General features: G+C 64.9%; 16 protein-coding genes, 1 pseudogene and 1 riboswitch. Of the genes and pseudogenes, 6 read left to right on the top strand and 11 right to left on the bottom strand.

What is annotated here, in order from left to right; translation table 11 throughout:
- Positions 1-63 precede the first annotated feature (63 nt).
- The 4 genes from M1B35_RS13300 to M1B35_RS13315 form a co-directional block, all read right to left on the bottom strand.
- A complete protein-coding gene (locus M1B35_RS13300; RefSeq protein WP_259740379.1) occupies positions 64-750 on the bottom strand; it encodes a hypothetical protein in 687 nt (228 codons plus the stop codon).
- A gap of 25 nt (positions 751-775) precedes the next feature.
- Complete coding sequence (locus tag M1B35_RS13305; RefSeq protein ID WP_268262155.1) at positions 776-1,642, bottom strand: TIGR03915 family putative DNA repair protein; 867 nt, start codon at positions 1,640-1,642, stop codon at positions 776-778.
- Positions 1,639-2,859, bottom strand: coding sequence for a putative DNA modification/repair radical SAM protein (locus M1B35_RS13310; protein ID WP_123331955.1), 1,221 nt, complete (start codon positions 2,857-2,859; stop codon positions 1,639-1,641). Before M1B35_RS13310 ends, M1B35_RS13305 begins: the two co-directional genes overlap by 4 nt.
- A 121-nt stretch (positions 2,860-2,980) precedes the next feature.
- Positions 2,981-4,150, bottom strand: coding sequence for an acetyltransferase domain-containing protein (locus tag M1B35_RS13315; protein ID WP_268262156.1), 1,170 nt, complete (start codon positions 4,148-4,150; stop codon positions 2,981-2,983).
- 181 nt (positions 4,151-4,331) lie between these two features.
- Positions 4,332-4,529: riboswitch (cobalamin riboswitch) on the top strand.
- Between the two features lie 151 nt (positions 4,530-4,680).
- Here M1B35_RS13315 and M1B35_RS13320 point away from each other — a divergent pair.
- From M1B35_RS13320 to M1B35_RS13335, 4 genes and pseudogenes are all read left to right on the top strand, one after another.
- Positions 4,681-5,697 carry an ABC transporter substrate-binding protein gene (locus M1B35_RS13320; RefSeq protein ID WP_268262157.1) on the top strand — a complete coding sequence of 339 codons (1,017 nt, stop codon included), beginning with the start codon at positions 4,681-4,683 and terminating at the stop codon, positions 5,695-5,697.
- Positions 5,694-6,736: pseudogene (locus M1B35_RS13325) on the top strand (FecCD family ABC transporter permease). Before M1B35_RS13320 ends, M1B35_RS13325 begins: the two are co-directional and overlap by 4 nt.
- Positions 6,733-7,524, top strand: a complete 792-nt coding sequence (locus tag M1B35_RS13330; protein ID WP_268262158.1) for an ABC transporter ATP-binding protein — start codon at positions 6,733-6,735, stop codon at positions 7,522-7,524. Before M1B35_RS13325 ends, M1B35_RS13330 begins: the two are co-directional and overlap by 4 nt.
- Before the next feature lie 15 nt (positions 7,525-7,539).
- Complete coding sequence (locus tag M1B35_RS13335; RefSeq protein WP_268262159.1) at positions 7,540-7,977, top strand: pseudoazurin; 438 nt, start codon at positions 7,540-7,542, stop codon at positions 7,975-7,977.
- Between the two features lie 12 nt (positions 7,978-7,989).
- Here M1B35_RS13335 and M1B35_RS13340 read toward each other — a convergent pair whose 3' ends face one another.
- A complete protein-coding gene (locus M1B35_RS13340; RefSeq protein ID WP_123331943.1) occupies positions 7,990-8,499 on the bottom strand; it encodes a GNAT family N-acetyltransferase in 510 nt (169 codons plus the stop codon).
- 122 nt (positions 8,500-8,621) lie between these two features.
- The gene (locus M1B35_RS13345; protein WP_123331941.1) at positions 8,622-9,602 is read right to left on the bottom strand and encodes a DMT family transporter; all 981 of its coding nucleotides are present in this window, start codon (positions 9,600-9,602) and stop codon (positions 8,622-8,624) included.
- Between the two features lie 112 nt (positions 9,603-9,714).
- Here M1B35_RS13345 and M1B35_RS13350 point away from each other — a divergent pair, with 112 nt between their 5' ends.
- Both M1B35_RS13350 and M1B35_RS13355 read left to right on the top strand, forming a co-directional pair.
- Positions 9,715-10,512 (top strand): AraC family transcriptional regulator, encoded by a 798-nt coding sequence (locus M1B35_RS13350; RefSeq protein WP_268262160.1) that lies wholly within the window; start codon positions 9,715-9,717, stop codon positions 10,510-10,512.
- Positions 10,513-10,572: 60 nt separating this feature from the next.
- Positions 10,573-11,370 carry a hypothetical protein gene (locus M1B35_RS13355; RefSeq protein WP_268262161.1) on the top strand — a complete coding sequence of 266 codons (798 nt, stop codon included), beginning with the start codon at positions 10,573-10,575 and terminating at the stop codon, positions 11,368-11,370.
- A 7-nt stretch (positions 11,371-11,377) separates the two neighbouring features.
- On the opposite strand, the gene M1B35_RS13360 is transcribed toward M1B35_RS13355, so the two are convergent.
- From M1B35_RS13360 to M1B35_RS13380, 5 genes are all read right to left on the bottom strand, one after another.
- Complete coding sequence (locus M1B35_RS13360; protein WP_279653806.1) at positions 11,378-11,710, bottom strand: DUF6388 family protein; 333 nt, start codon at positions 11,708-11,710, stop codon at positions 11,378-11,380.
- 53 nt (positions 11,711-11,763) lie between these two features.
- On the bottom strand, positions 11,764-12,561 hold the full coding sequence (locus M1B35_RS13365) for a transglutaminase family protein (protein ID WP_123331933.1): 798 nt from the start codon (positions 12,559-12,561) through the stop codon (positions 11,764-11,766).
- Positions 12,558-13,508, bottom strand: coding sequence for an alpha-E domain-containing protein (locus M1B35_RS13370; protein ID WP_123331931.1), 951 nt, complete (start codon positions 13,506-13,508; stop codon positions 12,558-12,560). Before M1B35_RS13370 ends, M1B35_RS13365 begins: the two co-directional genes overlap by 4 nt.
- Before the next feature lie 3 nt (positions 13,509-13,511).
- Entirely contained in the window at positions 13,512-14,921 is a 1,410-nt protein-coding gene (locus M1B35_RS13375) for a circularly permuted type 2 ATP-grasp protein (RefSeq protein WP_123331929.1), read from the bottom strand.
- A 725-nt stretch (positions 14,922-15,646) separates the two neighbouring features.
- On the bottom strand, positions 15,647-16,138 hold the full coding sequence (locus tag M1B35_RS13380; RefSeq protein ID WP_123331927.1) for a P-loop nucleotide/nucleoside kinase family protein: 492 nt from the start codon (positions 16,136-16,138) through the stop codon (positions 15,647-15,649).
- Positions 16,139-16,174: the final 36 nt, after the last annotated feature.

Here is a 16,174-nt window from a genome sequence, read left to right on the forward strand (position 1 = left end):
AGGCAAGTTGAGTGGTCATACTGCAGTCCCGCCCTTCGCCCCGGCGAAGGCGGGCTTGCCAGGCTACAACCGACCCTCCAGCAGCTCCAGCACCTGTTGCAAGCCATTGACGACCAGAAGCGCCGTCTGCGCAGCCATGAAGGTATAGAGACAACTGACCACCAGCACCGAGAGTTCGAACCAGACGAACATCGGCCAGTTGCTGGCACGCAAGGGTCGCCCGCGCATCAGCTCTTCCACCTTGTTGCGTGGAAGGTGATAGACGATCTCGAAAATCTTCGTCTCGCGAAAGTTGCTGACCACGCTGTACACCAGGGCCACCACGGTCAACCCGGCCATCCACCAGAACATCATGAGCTGCACGTTATTGTGCGGATCTTCGTTGAGGCTGACGCTCTGCTGAAAAAAATGCAGGCCAATCCCCGAAACCAGGGGCAATACGATGCCGAAATAGATCAACAGCCCCAGGCAAGCCATGGCGATACCGCTGGCGAAGACACAGGCGCGGATCACCCGGGCGAGAAAGCCCGGAGAAAACTTCGAGTAGGCCCGCTGCGTTTCAATCACCAGCAACGGGATGAGCATGGTCAGTACCCCGACCGCGATATCCACCCCCTTGAAGCCCGTTTTGGGCAACAGCAACGCCGCCAGGAACGTCATCCCGCGACTCCCCACCCGCCATAGCATCTTGGCGTCATCACTCACTGCCTTCGACCAGAACTCCTCGGTAATGCCCTTACCATCATCCATCCGTGACGCTCCTTGATCGTCCATTTCAAATCGGCCCTTGGGGCCCGCTACCAATACGTTTGCCACGGCGGTTGGCCACCTGGCTGGCCTGCCCATCCCGCTGCTTGCCGTGGCGGGCTTCGCTGATCAGCCCGGGAATCAGCGGCCCTTCCGGCAGGTTCTTCCAGAAGCGTGCCGGGAAATGCCCTTGCATGACCTTGGGGTTGAGCCGTGCGGGGTTGAAGATGTGGCTGTAGTAGGCCAGCCACATCTCGCCGCCGGGGTCTTCGACGCTTTGTGCAAGCTGCTGCCAGGCCTGCGGGCAATGGCGGTGCACAATCAGTTCATGGCCGTCGTAATACACCCCGTCCCGGGGTGTGGCGATCATCCAGCGATGCCGGCCCATGCGCCCGATAAAGTGCTCGCTGGCGCTGGCCAGGATGTCATGGGCCGGCTCATGCCAGGCCACGTAGTGCGGCTGCACCAAGTCGACCTCTGCCCCTTGCAGCATTTGCGGACAGGGTGGCACCGCGACAAAACGCACAAACGCATGCAGGTGATGCGCCTCGCGACTCACCTGCTTGATCCGCCGCTGCAACTCGCTGCCCAGTTGATCGCCGCTGAGCATGGCCGTGCGATCACCGTGGCTGACCCGCCACAGCACCTCGTACAACAGGCTCCAGCGCTGCTCGCCGCGATAACAGGCGGCGCGCTCCAGCAGGCCGAGCAAGGCCTGGGGAATTCGCGCCTGGAACGGCCCCATCCCGGGCGGGCATTCTTCATCGGTGGCAAACAGGTCCTGCACCTGGGCATCGGACCAACTGACCCGGCTCGGGTCAATGGAATGGCTGAGCAACCAGCGCGCTTGCTGGCGCCAGGTGGCGAACAGCTCGTCGCAGTCCAGGCGAATCATCCCCACAGCCCCATTTGCTGCGGTTGCGGCCGCTCGCGCAATTGCTGATAGAGCAGCGTGCTGCTGGTTTCGGCCTGTTGCGGGTGGTAATCGCTGGTGATGAAAAACGGCTTGGCCTTGCTCAGCACGCAGCGCATGCGGGCCAGGTCTTCGTAGCGAATTCGCCGCTCCCGGCGCAGTTCCACCAGGCGCTGGGTGGTGCGCAGGCCGATGCCGGGGATGCGCGCGATCAGGCTCGGCTCGGCGCGGTTCAGGTCCAGGGGGAAGACGCTGCGGTTGTCCAGGGCCCAGGCCAGCTTGGGGTCCATGTCCAGGGCCAGGTGCCCCGGCCCCTTGAGCAACTCGTCGGCCTTGAAGCCGTAACTGCGCAGTAGGAAATCCGCCTGATACAGACGGTGCTCGCGCATCAGCGGCGGCGCGGCCAGGGGCACGCTTTTCGGGCTGTTGGGAATGGGGCTGAAGGCCGAGTAGTAGACCCGGCGCAGGCGGAAGTCGCCGTACAGGCTTTCGGCGCTGTGGAGGATGGTGCTGTCGTCGGTGTCGTCGGCGCCCACGATCATCTGGGTGCTCTGCCCCGCTGGGGCGAAACGCGGGGCCCGCGGCTCGTTGAGCACGGTTTGCTCGCCCGTGTAGATGGTGCCCATGGCCCGCTTGATCGAGCCCAGTTGTTTTTCCGGGGCCAGGCTCTGCAGCCCCTGGTCGGTGGGCAGTTCGATGTTGACGCTGAGGCGATCGGCGTAACGCCCCGCTTCGGCGATCAGCAGCGGGTCGGCTTCGGGGATGGTTTTCAGGTGGATGTAACCACGGAACTCGTGCTCTTCACGCAGCAACTTGGCGACCCGCACCAACTGTTCCATGGTGTAGTCCGCCGAGCGGATGATGCCGGAGCTGAGGAACAGCCCGCTGACGCAATTGCGCCGGTAGAAATCCAGGGTCAGGGTCACCACTTCCTCGGGGCTGAAGCGCGCCCGGGGCACGTCGCTGGAACGACGGTTGACGCAGTATTGGCAGTCGTAGAGGCAGAAGTTGGTGAGCAGGATCTTCAGCAGTGAGACGCAACGACCGTCTGGCGTGTAGCTGTGGCAGATGCCCATGCCATTGGTCGAGCCCAGCCCGGACTGGCCGGCGGAGCTGCGTTTTGGCGCACCGCTGCTGGCGCAGGAGGCGTCGTATTTGGCCGCGTCGGCGAGGATGCTCAACTTGTCGATCAGCTGCATGACGATTCTCGGTACTGGGTTTATATACAGTAAAGAGTTGCACTGGTCCGTTCAAGCGAGCATTGCCTCGGTCGACAAAAAAAACCGCCCAGCACCCCAAAGGGCGATGGGCGGTCAGGGGCTACAGGTACTTCAACCAGGCGATGTCCCGGCGTCGTGCCTTCAACGCCGAGAACCAGCGCACCGGCGGGTACAGCGCCACCGCCAGCAAGGCCGACACCAGCCACACGGCCCAGATGCCGTCGAAGCCGAAGTACTGGCCCTGGTTCAGGCCGAACAGCGCCACGCTCAGCAAGTACAGGACCTTGAGCACATACAGGTGCAGCAGGTAGAAGAACATCGGTGCCGACCCGAACACCGTCAGCGGCCGCATCCAGGCACTGCCCTGGCGCCGCTCGAACCACAGCAACAGCAACAGGCCGACGCTCAGGGTCAGGGTGATGAACAGCAAGGACGGCGGGTACTTGGTGATGTTGAAGAAGCCCATCAGCGTCTGCATCGCGCTGTCCGCCTGGGCCATGGGCTTCTCGCCGTAGCCGTTGACCAGGCGCAGGGCGACAAAGCCCAGCAGGCCGGCCACACCGCACAGCCACAAACGCCGTTGACGCAGGGCCGCGTCCGCCCCGCGAGCAAACCACGGGCCCAGGGCATAACCCAGGCCGATCACGCCGATCCACGGCAGCACCGGGTAGGACGTGCGCAGGCGCAAGGTGTCGGAAAACTCGATCCAACCGCGGTCATGCAACACCGCCCACGGCACATGCAGGGCCGACTCCAGGGGAAAGTGCAGGCCGTCCAGCAGGTTGTGCCCGGCAATGATCCCCACACTCAGCACCAGCAACAGCGCCCGGGGCAGCCAGACCATGGCCGACAGGGCCAGCATGCTCAGACCGATGGCCCAGATCACTTGCAGGTAGATCACCGTGGGCGGTAGCTGGAAGGTCCAGGCAAAGTTCACCAACGTGATTTCCAGCAGCACCAGGAACAGGCCGCGCTTGAACAGAAAGGCGCAGACATCCGCCTTGCCCGCGTACTTCTCACCGAACAGATACGCCGACAGCCCCGTGAGCAAGACAAACACCGGCGCACACAGGTGGGCCAGGGTCCGGCTAAAAAACAGCGACGGCTCGGTGCTGGTGACATCCATGGGGTCGATCACCTGGCGATGCAGGAAAAAGGTTTCGCGGACATGGTCAAGCAGCATGAAAACGATCACCAGCCCGCGCAATGCATCAATGGAAAGCAGGCGGCCGGCAGCGGTGCCGGAGTGAGGGACAGCAGCGTGTGTCATGGGGGTTTCGCAACGCAGAGGGTGGATTAAGACGCCCCGCCGGAGCGGCCAGGGGCAAACGGCGGTTACTCTATAACATTTCAGTGGCAATTCGTAGCGATTCTCAACGCCTTTTACTCAGCCGTGCGGCAGCGCAGCCGCCGCTGGCCAAAAACAAGCGTGGTCTGACGTCTGCCTATCCTTTACCATGCTGCCCGCCGGTTTCCGCAAGGAAATAATAGGGAATCCGTCAGCCTCCAAGCGAGCGCTGAAACGGAACTGCCCCCGCAACTGTAGGCGCCGAGCCTGCTCCCGAAGCATGCCACTGGGTCACCCCGGGAAGGCTGGAGCCAGGTGATGACGCGCCAGTCAGGAGACCTGCCGGCCAGCGTCATCAACTAACCGGCGGGGTGTCCGGGAAGGACATCCGTCGGCCGGTCTGCAACGACTCGATCCGCTGTACCCGGGCTTTTTTTCGCCCGCGGCGTGGGATGTGTTTTCCAAACCTGTGCGCTCCGCCTGTGCACGCGTTCGAATGGAGATCGCCTTTCATGTCCCTGCCCCGCCTTGCCACCCTGCTGGCCGCTGCCGGCTTCAGCTCCCTGGCCCTCGCCGCCCCGGCGACCCAGTACCCCTTGACCGTGGAAAACTGCGGCGCCCGCCTGACCTTCAACCAGGCCCCGGCCCGCGCCGTGACCATCGGCCAGTCCGGCACCGAGATGCTCTACGCCTTGGGCTTGGGTTCGAAACTGGCCGGCACCTCCCTGTGGTTCAACGACGTGCTGCCCGAGTTCAAGGCGCAGAACGACGCCGTGGAGCGCCTGGCGGACAACGATCCGAGCTTCGAGTCGGTGATCGGCAAGCGCCCCGGCCTGGTGGCGGTGCAGTTCGAATGGATGGTCGGCGCCCAAGGCGTGGTCGGCACCCGGGAGCAGTTTGAAGAACTGAAGATCCCGGTGTACCTGATGCCGTCGGACTGCGAAGGCAAGGACAACCTCAGCGGCGCCGACGGCACGCGCCTGGAAACCTTCCGCATCGACAGCCTGTACAAGAGCATCGAGCAACTGGCGCAGATCTTCGACGTGCAAGCGCGCGGCGAACAACTGGTGGGGCAGCTCAAGGCCCGCCTCGCCGCCGCCGTGGCCAAAGCGGCACCGACTCAGGGCCAGGCGCCCTCCGCGGTGTTCTGGTTCTCCAGCGCCGACCTCGATATCGACCCCTACGTGGCCGGGCGCAAGGGCATTCCCGACTTCATGCTCAACACCCTGGGCATGCGCAATGTCATCGAATCCGACGAGGAATGGCCCACTGTCGGCTGGGAAACCATCGCCAAGGCCAACCCGACCTTCCTGATCATCGCCCGCATGGACCGCCGCCGCTTTCCGGCCGATGACTACCAGAAGAAGCTGCAATTCCTCAAGAACGACCCGGTGACCCGCAATATGGAGGCGGTCAAGCACGACCGCATTCTGATCATTGACGCCCATGCCATGCAGGCCAGCCTGCGCCTGTTCGACGGCATCGACGCCCTGGCCCAGGCCAGCCAGCGCCTCCAGTCGCAACCATGAGTGCCCTCGGCGTCGCCCGGGCATGCGCGCCGCTGCTCGGGCACGGCCTGTGGGTCAGCCTGGTGTTGCTGCTGGGAGTCCTGGCAGCGGTGAGCATCGGCGAAACCCACATCGACCTGCAGGTGGTGCTGCAGGTCCTGGCCAACAAACTCTGGGACGCCGGCCACGTGCTGGACCCCATCGATGAAGGCATCGTCTGGAACTACCGCCTGGCCCGGGCCTGGTGGCCGCCGCCTGCGGCACCGGGCTGGCGCTGTCCGGGGTGGTGCTGCAAGCCCTGCTGCGCAATCCCCTGGCTGACCCTTACCTGTTGGGGATTTCCGCCGGGGCGTCCACCGGCGCCGTGCTGGTGGCGATTCTCGGCTTGGGGGCCGGCGCGCTGTCACTGTCGGCCGGGGCCTTTTTCGGGGCCGTGGCGGCGTTTACCCTGGTCACCCTGCTGGCCCGCAGCGCTCGTGGTGGCGCGGCGGCCGGGCAAATCATCCTCGCCGGCATCGCCGGTTCGCAGTTGTTCAACGCCCTGACTTCCTTCCTGATCACCAAGTCGGCCAGCGCGGAACAGGCCCGGGGCATCATGTTCTGGCTGCTGGGCAACCTCAGCGGCGTGCGCTGGTCATCGGTCAGCCTGGCGCTGCCGGTGGTGCTACTGGGCCTGGTGCTGTGCCTGTGGCATCGCCGCGCGCTGGACGCCTTCACCTTTGGCGCCGACTCGGCCGCGGCCCTGGGTATTCCGGTGCGTCGGGTGCAGATCCTGCTGATCGCCAGCGCCGCGCTGATGACTGCGGTGCTGGTGTCCATCGTCGGCTCCATCGGTTTTGTCGGCCTGGTGATCCCCCACGCCATGCGCCTGCTGGTGGGCCCGCGGCATGGCCGGCTGCTGCCCCTCAGCGCCCTCAGCGGCGCCCTGTTCCTGATGGCCGCCGACGTGTTGTCACGCACCCTGATCAAGGGCCAGGTGTTGCCGATCGGCGTGATCACCGCCTTGATCGGCGCCCCGGTCTTCGCCCTGATCCTGATCCGCGGGAGCCACGCCCGATGAACGCCTTGAACCCCCAATCCCGGACCACGGTGCTGGCCTGTTCGGGCCTGAGCTATGCCATCAAGGGCCGACCGCTGCTACAGGATATCGACCTCAGCGTCCGCGCTGGCGAAACCCTGGGCATTGTCGGCCCCAACGGCTCCGGCAAATCCACCCTGCTCAAGCTGCTGTCGGGCATCCAGCGGCCCCAGGCGGGCGAAGTGCGGTTGATGGAGCAGCCCCTGGCCCGGCTCGGCCGGCGGCAGATCGCCCAGTGGCTGGCGGTGGTCGAGCAGCAGGCCAGCACCGACGACGCCATCAGCGTGCGCGACGCCGTGGAACTGGGGCGCACGCCCTGGCTGTCGGCCCTGACCCCCTGGAGCACCGCAGACGACGCGATTGTCCGCGAGTCCCTGGAGGCGGTGGCCATGCTGCCCCTGCAAGGGCGCAGGTGGCACAGCCTGTCCGGTGGCGAACGCCAGCGGGTGCACATCGCCCGGGCCCTGGCCCAGCGGCCCCGGGTCCTGCTGCTGGACGAGCCCACCAACCACCTGGATATCCAGCAGCAACTGAGCATTTTGCAACTGGTCCAGCACCTGCCGGTGACCACGGTGATCGCCCTGCACGACCTCAACCAGGCCCTGGGCTGCGACCGCCTGGCGCTGATGCAGGGCGGCCGCCTGGTGGCCCTCGGCAGCCCCACCGAGGTGCTGACCCCGGAACGCTTGCACAGCGTATTCGGCGTGCGCGGCCACTTCATCACCGACCCTCTGGACGGCAGTCGCTTCCTGCGCCTGCGTTCCCACTGACGCCTGGAGCCCTGCATGTTGCTCAAGCCCAAACTGGCCTGGCTGGCCCTGCTCCTTGGCACCTCGGCCCTGGCTGACGTGCACGAGGTCAAGATGCTCAATCGCGGCGCGGCCGGGAGCATGGTCTACGAGCCGGACTTCCTGCGCCTGGCCCCCGGTGACAGCGTGCGTTTCATCCCCACCCAGAACGGCCACAACGCCGCCTCCATGGACGGCCTGCTGCCGCCCGGCGCCAGCGCCTTCAAAAGCCAGCTCAACCAGCCCGTGGAGCAGAGCTTCGAGGTGCCCGGTTTCTACGGCATCCAGTGCAGCCCCCATGTGGCCATGGGCATGGTGATGCTGATCCAGGTGGGCACGCCCGCAGAGACCCTGCCTAAGCTGCCCGAAGGCTTGGCGCCACGGGCCAGGGAGCGCCTCGGCGCAATTATCCAGCGAGTACTGGCGCCCCACTGAAGGGACGGGCCTTCAGCCCTGGGCCAACACGCACTGCATATGGGTGGTGTGCCACGGCGGGTCGTTATCGACGCACAGCGTGGTAAAACCCTGCTTGTGCCAGAAGGCGATGGCCCCCGGCAGAAATGGATGGGTGTGCAGGTACAGCACCTGCACCCCATCGGCCTCGGCCAACGCCTTGAGCGCCTGGTACAAGCGCGCCGCCAGCCCCCCACGCCGCTGCTCGGGGCTGACGAACAAACGCACCACTTCCACCACCTTGCGCCCGGCAAAGTCGAGCTGGGGAAAACGACCGTCATACGGCAGGTAACCGATCGCAGCGACCATCTCGCCGCCGCAACGAGCGATCAGGAAACGCCCCTGCCCCGGCGTCAGATAATGCGCGGAAAAGTCCGCCAGATCGGCGGGCAGCGCCCCGGCCTCAAGCCAGGGAAACATCTGCGCCCGGGCAGCCATGACGAAATCCCGAGTGGCGGCGATTTCGTCAGGCTGGACCGGGGTAATCACAACAGCGGATGACATGCAGCTCCCTCAAACGGTGCAAAGCCCGCAAGGCTACGGCAATCCTCGGGGATGCACCATGCAAGCGCCTGCCCACTGCAGGCAGGGCGAGTGACGCCTGGGTTGTCTTCGCCCTACCCCACCTACAAACGCCCCGTCCGGCCTTTATCGTCGGCCAGTCCGCAGCTGGCGTGGTCACTGGTGCTGGCGCGGCGGGTGGACAGGCGCTGCTGCAGCCATTCATAGCCGCTCACCAGGACGATGCCTGCCAGCACCAGCAAGGCGCCGACGATGAAGTTGGGTTCCAGGGGCTCATCCAGTAGCCACACGCCAAACCCCACGCCGAACAGCGGGGTCATGAATGACAGGACGCCGAGGCGCGACGCCAGGTAGCGGCGCAGCAGGCTGAACCAGATCAGGAAGCTGGCAAAGGACACCAGCAGCACCTGGAACGCCAGGCTGCCCCACACCACGGGCGTGAAATGCACCGTGAGTTGTCCGGTGGCCAGCGCCGCCAGGGACAGCCAGAGGGCGGCACCGAGCAATTGGTATTGCAAGGTGCGGGTGGTCGGGCTGGTAGCCAGTTGCGAGCAGCGCACCACCACGGTGGTGGCGCCCCAGGCGGCGCCGGCGAGGATCCCCAGGCCATCGCCCAACAGGCTGCTCGCCGACGGTGCCGCGCTGGCAGGACGGGTGAAGGCCACCACCACCCCGGCGAAGGCCACGGCGATGCCCAGCCATTGCGCCGCCTTGAGGCGTTCAGAGGGCAGTTTCCAGTGCAGGCCCAGGGCGGCAAAGATCGGCGCGGTGTAGAGAAAGATCACCATGTGGGAGGCCGTGGTGTGCCGCAGCCCCTCGCCCACCAGCAGAAACTCCAGGGCGAACAGGCCGCCCACCACCAGCCCCGGACGCCAATGGCCGCTGGCCAGGCCGAGGGTTTCGCGGCGCACGCTCATCAGCAACCCCACCAGCAACGCAGCTCCGGCGGAGCGCAGGGCAATCTGCAGAATGGGCGCAATGTCCATCGCGGTGGCCTTGAGCGTTACCTGCTGAAAACCCCAAAGGGCGCAGAGCAACACCATAAGGCCGAAGGCGGGTCCATCGAGTGTCTGGCGGGGTGCCATGGTGGGTCCTTGGTCGGGGGAACGTGATGGGGGATTGTCAGGCTGACAGTTTTCCTAGATATAGTGCCAATCCGACAATCCATCGCACTTATCCGCCAAGCCGGTGCCCATCGTGAACAACCTTGCCCACTACCTGCACTTTGCACCGTACAACGATGCCTTGCCGGCGCCGATTTTCTTTCGCAGCGCGCAATTGCCGGCCCACGCCACCTACCCCCGGCACAGCCACGCCTGGGGCGAGTTCGTCTATTCCTACAGCGGCGTGATGGAGATCCAGCTCGACGACCACCATTACCTGGCGCCACCCCAATACGGCATCTGGCTGCCGCCGAATGTCGAGCATATCGGCTTCAATCATCAGCAGGCCTGTCATTGCTCCCTGTATTTGGCCGTCGAGCTGTGCGATGCGTTGCCGGCCAAGCATTGCGCGCTGACCGTCAGCCCGCTGATCCTGGCCCTGCTCAATGACCTGCGCCAGGCGCCGCCAGGGCTGCCGCAAAGCCCCCAGCACCAGCGCCTGTTGCAGGTACTGGTGGACAAGCTGTCCAGCACCTCGTGCGCCGGCAGCTACCTGCCGTCCTCGGTGGACCCGTTGCTGGGGCCCGTGCTGGAGGCCCTGAAAGCCAACCCCGGCGACCCGCGTTCGCTGCCGCAATTGGCCCACGCAGCCAACACCACCGAGCGCACCCTGATGCGTCGCAGCCAGCGCGACCTGGGTATGTCCTTGAGTGAATGGCGCCAACGGCTGAGGGTGGTGCAGGCCCTGGCCCTGCTGGAACAGGGCCAGAGCGTGGAAACCATCGGCCTGGACCTTGGCTACAGCAGCGCCTCGGCCTTTATCAGCATGTTCCGCAAAATGATGGGCAACACCCCCGACGAATACCGCAAGGCCTACCTGACCCCACATTGAGCGGCCACGGCGTGGCGGTTTTTTCTTATACTGGCGCCCCCCTCTCGCCCAGGACGGCCCATGACCTCCAGCACGCAGACCGTGGAGCGCTTTATCGCCTCCGGCCAAGCCAGTTTCGAGCAAGGACTGAGCTACAACGACTACGCCTGTATGCATCACCCGGCAATCACCCCACTGAGCAGAAAGCCCCCCAAGGACCTGCCTGACAGCACCCTGGAAGACTTCTATTACTACCTGCTGCTCGATGGCCAGACCCCGCCCATCAACAAGCCGCTCCATTGGCCGTTGCTGACCCAGGCCGCCGCGCGGGTCGCCGTGGTGCTGGAGCAAGAAAGCTACCCGCGCTGCCGGCTCAAGCGCTGGGTCATGCGCCTGCTGTTCGACGGCGAGCTGTCGTTGCCGGGGTACTCGCGCAAGCTGGCGCTGCTCAATCAGGCCAGGCGCTTCTCGCACCAGCCAGGCATGCTGAGCAAAAAAGCCAAGCTTAAGAGCGAGTTCGCCGAAGACCCCTGGCTGCATGCCGAGCTGGCCGGCCTGCTGCATCGCGTGCCTCTGGCGGCGGTGGATTTCGACCGCCCCATGCTCAGTTGGGACCTGGACCTGCTGGGGGTGTTGTGGGTATTTCTGCTGGGTGCGGACGACGCCTCTCAACGCTTGCTCGAACAGTGGTTCAACCAGCACGCCGAGCACATTGTCGATATCCCCCAGTACCGCACGCGCGACCAGTTGGTGCGGCCCCTGGTCTGGACCTTGTTCCGCTTCAGCGACGCTGCCGATACCGAGCTGTTGAGCCAAGCCTTGCTCGACCGTTACGGCAGCTCCTGGTGCCGGGACTATCAAGACCCCAGGGCCAGCTGAGCCGCAACTAGGCCTTGCGCCCAGTCAGGGCGCAGTACTCGGCCCACGGCATATTGGCGAATTCGGCAATCTCGCGATGGGCGGCCAACTGCAAGGCCGCCAGTTCCTCGGGGCTGCTGGCCAGCAGTTGCAAGTGCAATTCCCACGGCGCGATGTGCAACGCCGCGGCCTCCTCATCCAGGGCCTGCTGCACGTAGGCCGCGTGCTGCGCCAGCGGCAGTGTGGCCAACTGCTGACGCAGAGCCGGCCGGGCCTCGACATAGGCCTGCAATGCCAGACGCTGGCGGTGTTCGTGAACGCTGATCGTCGCTACTCCTGTGGCGCCTGATGACCCCGGCAGTGCCGAGGTGGAGGGTTGCGCCGCCGTGCTGGCTGCAGGCGGCGCTCAAGGTCCTACTGCAGTTGCACCTGGACCATGGAACTGACCTGGACCCGTGCCAGCATCTGCTCCGCCCCGCCGCCGCGGCGCATGCCCCGTACCGGGCAGGCGTCGAGGTAATCCAGGCCCACCGCAAGCTTCAAGTGGCGCTCCGGACGGATCAGCTGGTTGGTCACGTCGAAGCTGTACCAGCCGTCATCCAGCCAGGCTTCGGCCCAGGCGTGACTGGCCAGGTGGCTCTGATCTTCGGTGCACAGGTAGCCGGACACATAGCGCGCCGGAATCCCCAGGCTGCGGGCGCAGGCCAGGAACACATGGGTGTGGTCCTGGCAGACCCCGGCGCGGCCGGCAAAGGCCTCGGCGGCGCTGCTGCTGACTTCGGTGGCGCCCGGGCTGTAGGGCATGTGCGCACCCAGGGCCTGCATCAGCTCGGTCAGCGCCTGGCGGTCCCGACGCTCGCCGCAGTGCTGCACAGCAAAGGCCGTCAGCGCCTCATCGGCCTGGGTCAGGCGGCTGGTGCGCAGGAACGGCAACGGCGATTGCTCGTCCCCTTCCACGTCCCGCAGCGGGTCGATTTCCACCTCGCCATAGGCCGTCAGCACGATGGCGCCGTGGGGCTCGTCCAGGGTCAGCACATGGAGGATGTTGCCGTAGGGGTCGAGCTGGCTGCGCACCCGGCGCGGCAGTTCCAGGTGCCACTGGAGGATGCGCTGGCGCTCGCTGTTCTGCGGCGTCAGGCGCAGGAACTGGATGCTGGTGCAGACTTCATCGGCGTAGCTGTAGGTGGTGTCGTGACGTATGGAAAGTTTCATACGACCTCCAGATAGGATTCGTGCACGGTCTGACCCAGGTGGCGGATCTGCGCAATGTATTCGGTGAGCCACAGGTGCAGCCCCGAGGCCAGGATCTCGTCAATCCCGGTGTAGCGCAGCCGCGCGTTCAGCTCGGCGGCCAGGCGCTGGGCCGGACGGCCGTTGTTGCCCGGCAGGCTGGCGAGGATGTGGTCCAGCTCCTCGACACAGGCGTGCAGGGAGCGCGGCACATCGGCGCGCAGCAACAGCATCTCGGACACCTGCTCGGCCCCCGGAGCGTTGCGGTAGATTTCGTTGAACGCCTCGAACGACGACAAGGCGCGGAGCAAGGCGCTCCACTGGTAATAGCCACGGGCCGAGTTGTCGCTGACCTCCTCGGATTCCTCGCCGAACATTTCATAACGCGCATCCAGCAGGCGCAGGGTGTTGTCGGCCCGCTCGATAAAGGTCCCCAGGCGAATGAAGCAATACGCATCGTTGCGCATGATGGTGCCCGAGGTGGCGCCGCGGAACAGGTGCGAACGCTCCTTGACCCACTCGCAGAACTGGCTGATGCCGTAGCGCCCCAGGCCGTTGCTGGCGATGTTGCGCATCTCCAGCCAGGTGGCGTTGATGTTCTCCCACATGTCGGCGGTGATGCGCCCACGCACCGCGTGGGCATTGCTGCGCGCCGCGCGCAGGCAGCAATAGATGCTCCCCGGGTTGGTCTCGTCGAGGGCGAAGAAATGCAGCATGCGCTCGGTGTTGAGTTCACCGTAACGCTGGTTGTAGTCATCCAGGGTGCCGGCCGCCAGCAGCGACATGGCCAGCTCGGCGCGACCGTCGCCCCGCCCGGCCTGGGGCATCAGCGACAGGGAATAACTGACCTCGAGCATGCGCGCCAGGTTCTCCGCGCGCTCCAGGTAACGGGACATCCAATAGAGGTCCGCAGCGGTTCTTGAAAGCATGTGTCAGTCCTCCACTACCCAGGTGTCTTTGGTGCCGCCGCCCTGGGACGAGTTCACCACCAGCGAGCCTTCACGCAGGGCCACGCGGGTCAGGCCGCCGGGCACCAGGCGGGTTTCGCTGCCTGAGAGTACGAATGGGCGCAGGTCGATGTGCCGCGGGGCAATCCCGCTTTCGACAAAGGTCGGGCACGTGGACAGCGACAGGGTCGGTTGGGCGATGTAGGCCTCGGGGCGGGCCTTGAGCCGGGCGCGGAAATCCTCGATCTCCGCCGCCGTGGCCGCTGGGCCCACGAGCATGCCGTAGCCGCCGGAACCCTGGGTTTCCTTGACCACCAGGTCTGGCAGGTTGGCCAGCACATGGGACAGTTCGGCAGGCTTGCGGCACTGCCAGGTGGGCACGTTCTTGAGGATCGGCTCTTCGCTGAGGTAGAAGCGGATCATCTCGTCCACATAGGGGTAAATCGACTTGTCGTCGGCGACCCCGGTGCCCACAGCGTTGGCCAGCACCACGTTGCCCGAGCGGTAGGCGGCAATCAGCCCCGGCACCCCGAGCATGGAGTCGGGATTGAACGACAGCGGGTCGAGGTAGGCATCGTCGAGGCGGCGATAGATCACGTCCACCGCTTGCGCGCCGGAGGTGGTGCGCATGAACACCCGGTCATCACGCACAAACAGGTCGGCGCCTTCCACCAGCTCCACGCCCATCTCCCGGGCCAGGAACGCATGTTCGAAATAGGCGCTGTTGAAGCGGCCCGGGGTCAGCACCACCACCGTGGGATTGTCCAGGGGGCTGGAGCTCTTGAGGGTGTCCAGCAGCAGGTTCGGGTAGTGGTCGATGGGCGCCACGCGCTGGGCGGCAAACAGCTCGGGGAACAGACGCATCATCATCTTGCGGTCTTCGAGCATGTAGCTCACGCCGCTGGGCGTTCGCAGGTTGTCTTCGAGCACGTAGTAACTGCCGTCGCCATCACGCACCAGGTCGACCCCGGCAATGTGTGCGTAGATGCCGCGGTGCAAGTCCAGGCCACGCATGGCCATCTGATAGCCCTCGTTGGCCAGCACCTGTTCGGCGGGAATGATGCCTTCCTTGAGGATGCGCTGGCCGTGGTAGATGTCCGCGAGGAACATGTTGAGGGCCTGGACTCGCTGGATACAGCCGCGTTCCACGCTCTGCCATTCGCTGGCCTTGATGCTGCGGGGGATGATGTCGAAGGGGATCAGGCGTTCGGTGCCCTGCTCGTCGCCGTACAGGGTGAAGGTGATGCCAGCGCGATGGAACAACAGGTCGGCTTCGCGGCGACGCTGCTCCAGCAGCTCCAGAGGGGTGTCCGCCAACCAGCGGGCGAACTCTCGATAATGCGGGCGGCAGCCCCCGCTGGCGTCATACATTTCATTAAAAAAAGCACGGGACATACCCCAACTCCTCGCCGTGGTTTAAACGGCTTTTTATGCACACTTTTCTATTCCAATAGGTTCGGCCTTACGTGCTTGTCTGCTACCCGGTAATGAAGCACCTCACTGTGCGTGGTCGATATCCAACCTGAAAAATCCCCGCGAATCGGCGCCCTGGACAAGGTGCAGGGTGTGCGCCTTTTTTCCGGCAAGCCCTGGGCGCCCTGACCGCCATGGGTGCATGGCAGGGGTCAGCCTTGGGATTGAATGGGAACGTCGATTTGAAAGATCGCGGCGGGCCCGCCTGGGGCCTGAATGCCAGGGAGGGCTGGCAAGAAATTTACCAAGCCCTGATAGAGGGTTAGCAATCGCTATGCCCAAAACCCGGATCGCCGCAAAGAAAGTCACCCAGCGCTCAAAGTCATTGATAAGGCGACATTTTATTTCATTCAGGCGACACGCCAGGGGTGAAGCACTGAACCGTTTAAGTCCAGGGGCCCGCGCCAGGGCCCTGCACAACCCTGGCGCGAACAAAAAAAGTGCAGAAAGCCCGGGAACGGTTTTTTTTGCCCTGTTAACGGGACTTTTTTACCCAACCGGCAGCGTGCACCGGCGTAACCCAGGCACCACGCTGCCCGTCTACCGCCCCCTCCGCGCACTGTTTATGTTCGGCATTACGCACCAGCCAGGGGCGTAATGCCCTGAAATCCAGCCTGATCGCAGATTTTTCCGCTATCTCCGCGGATTTACCCAAGGTGCCGCACAATCACCTGGACCGCCTCGTGCGGTAACAACACTGCACTGTCCAGGCGCAGGGGCGGCGTGTCCCAGGCCTGGTAGTCGTGCTCGAGCACCGACTGCCAGGTCGGCAAGACCAGCCCCGGCACCTGCGATTCGCGGCCCTCGACCCGGCGCCGATGCTCGTCGCGATCCGAACAGATGACTTCAATATTCAGCAACGGTACGCCCTGGCGCTGGGCAATCGCCTGCCAGTTCTGGCGACTCTCGGCCACCGGGTTGACGCCATCGGCAATCACCCGCAGGCCCAACCCCAGGTTGGCCTCGGCCAAGGCATTGGCCACCCGGTAACCGGCCGTACCCACGGCCGCCAGGCCCTCGTCGCGCAGGGCCTGCTCGATGCTGTCGATGCGCAGCCAGGTGGCTTGCAACTGTTCGGCCAGGGCGCGGGCCAGCGTGCTCTTGCCGGTGCCCGGCAAGCCGCTGAAAACAATCAGCATGACGTGCTCCACATTGGCTAAAAAGATGCCGAGCCT

It is taken from the genome of Pseudomonas morbosilactucae (assembly GCF_023241665.1).
GTDB classification, from domain to species: Bacteria; Pseudomonadota; Gammaproteobacteria; order Pseudomonadales; family Pseudomonadaceae; genus Aquipseudomonas; species Aquipseudomonas morbosilactucae.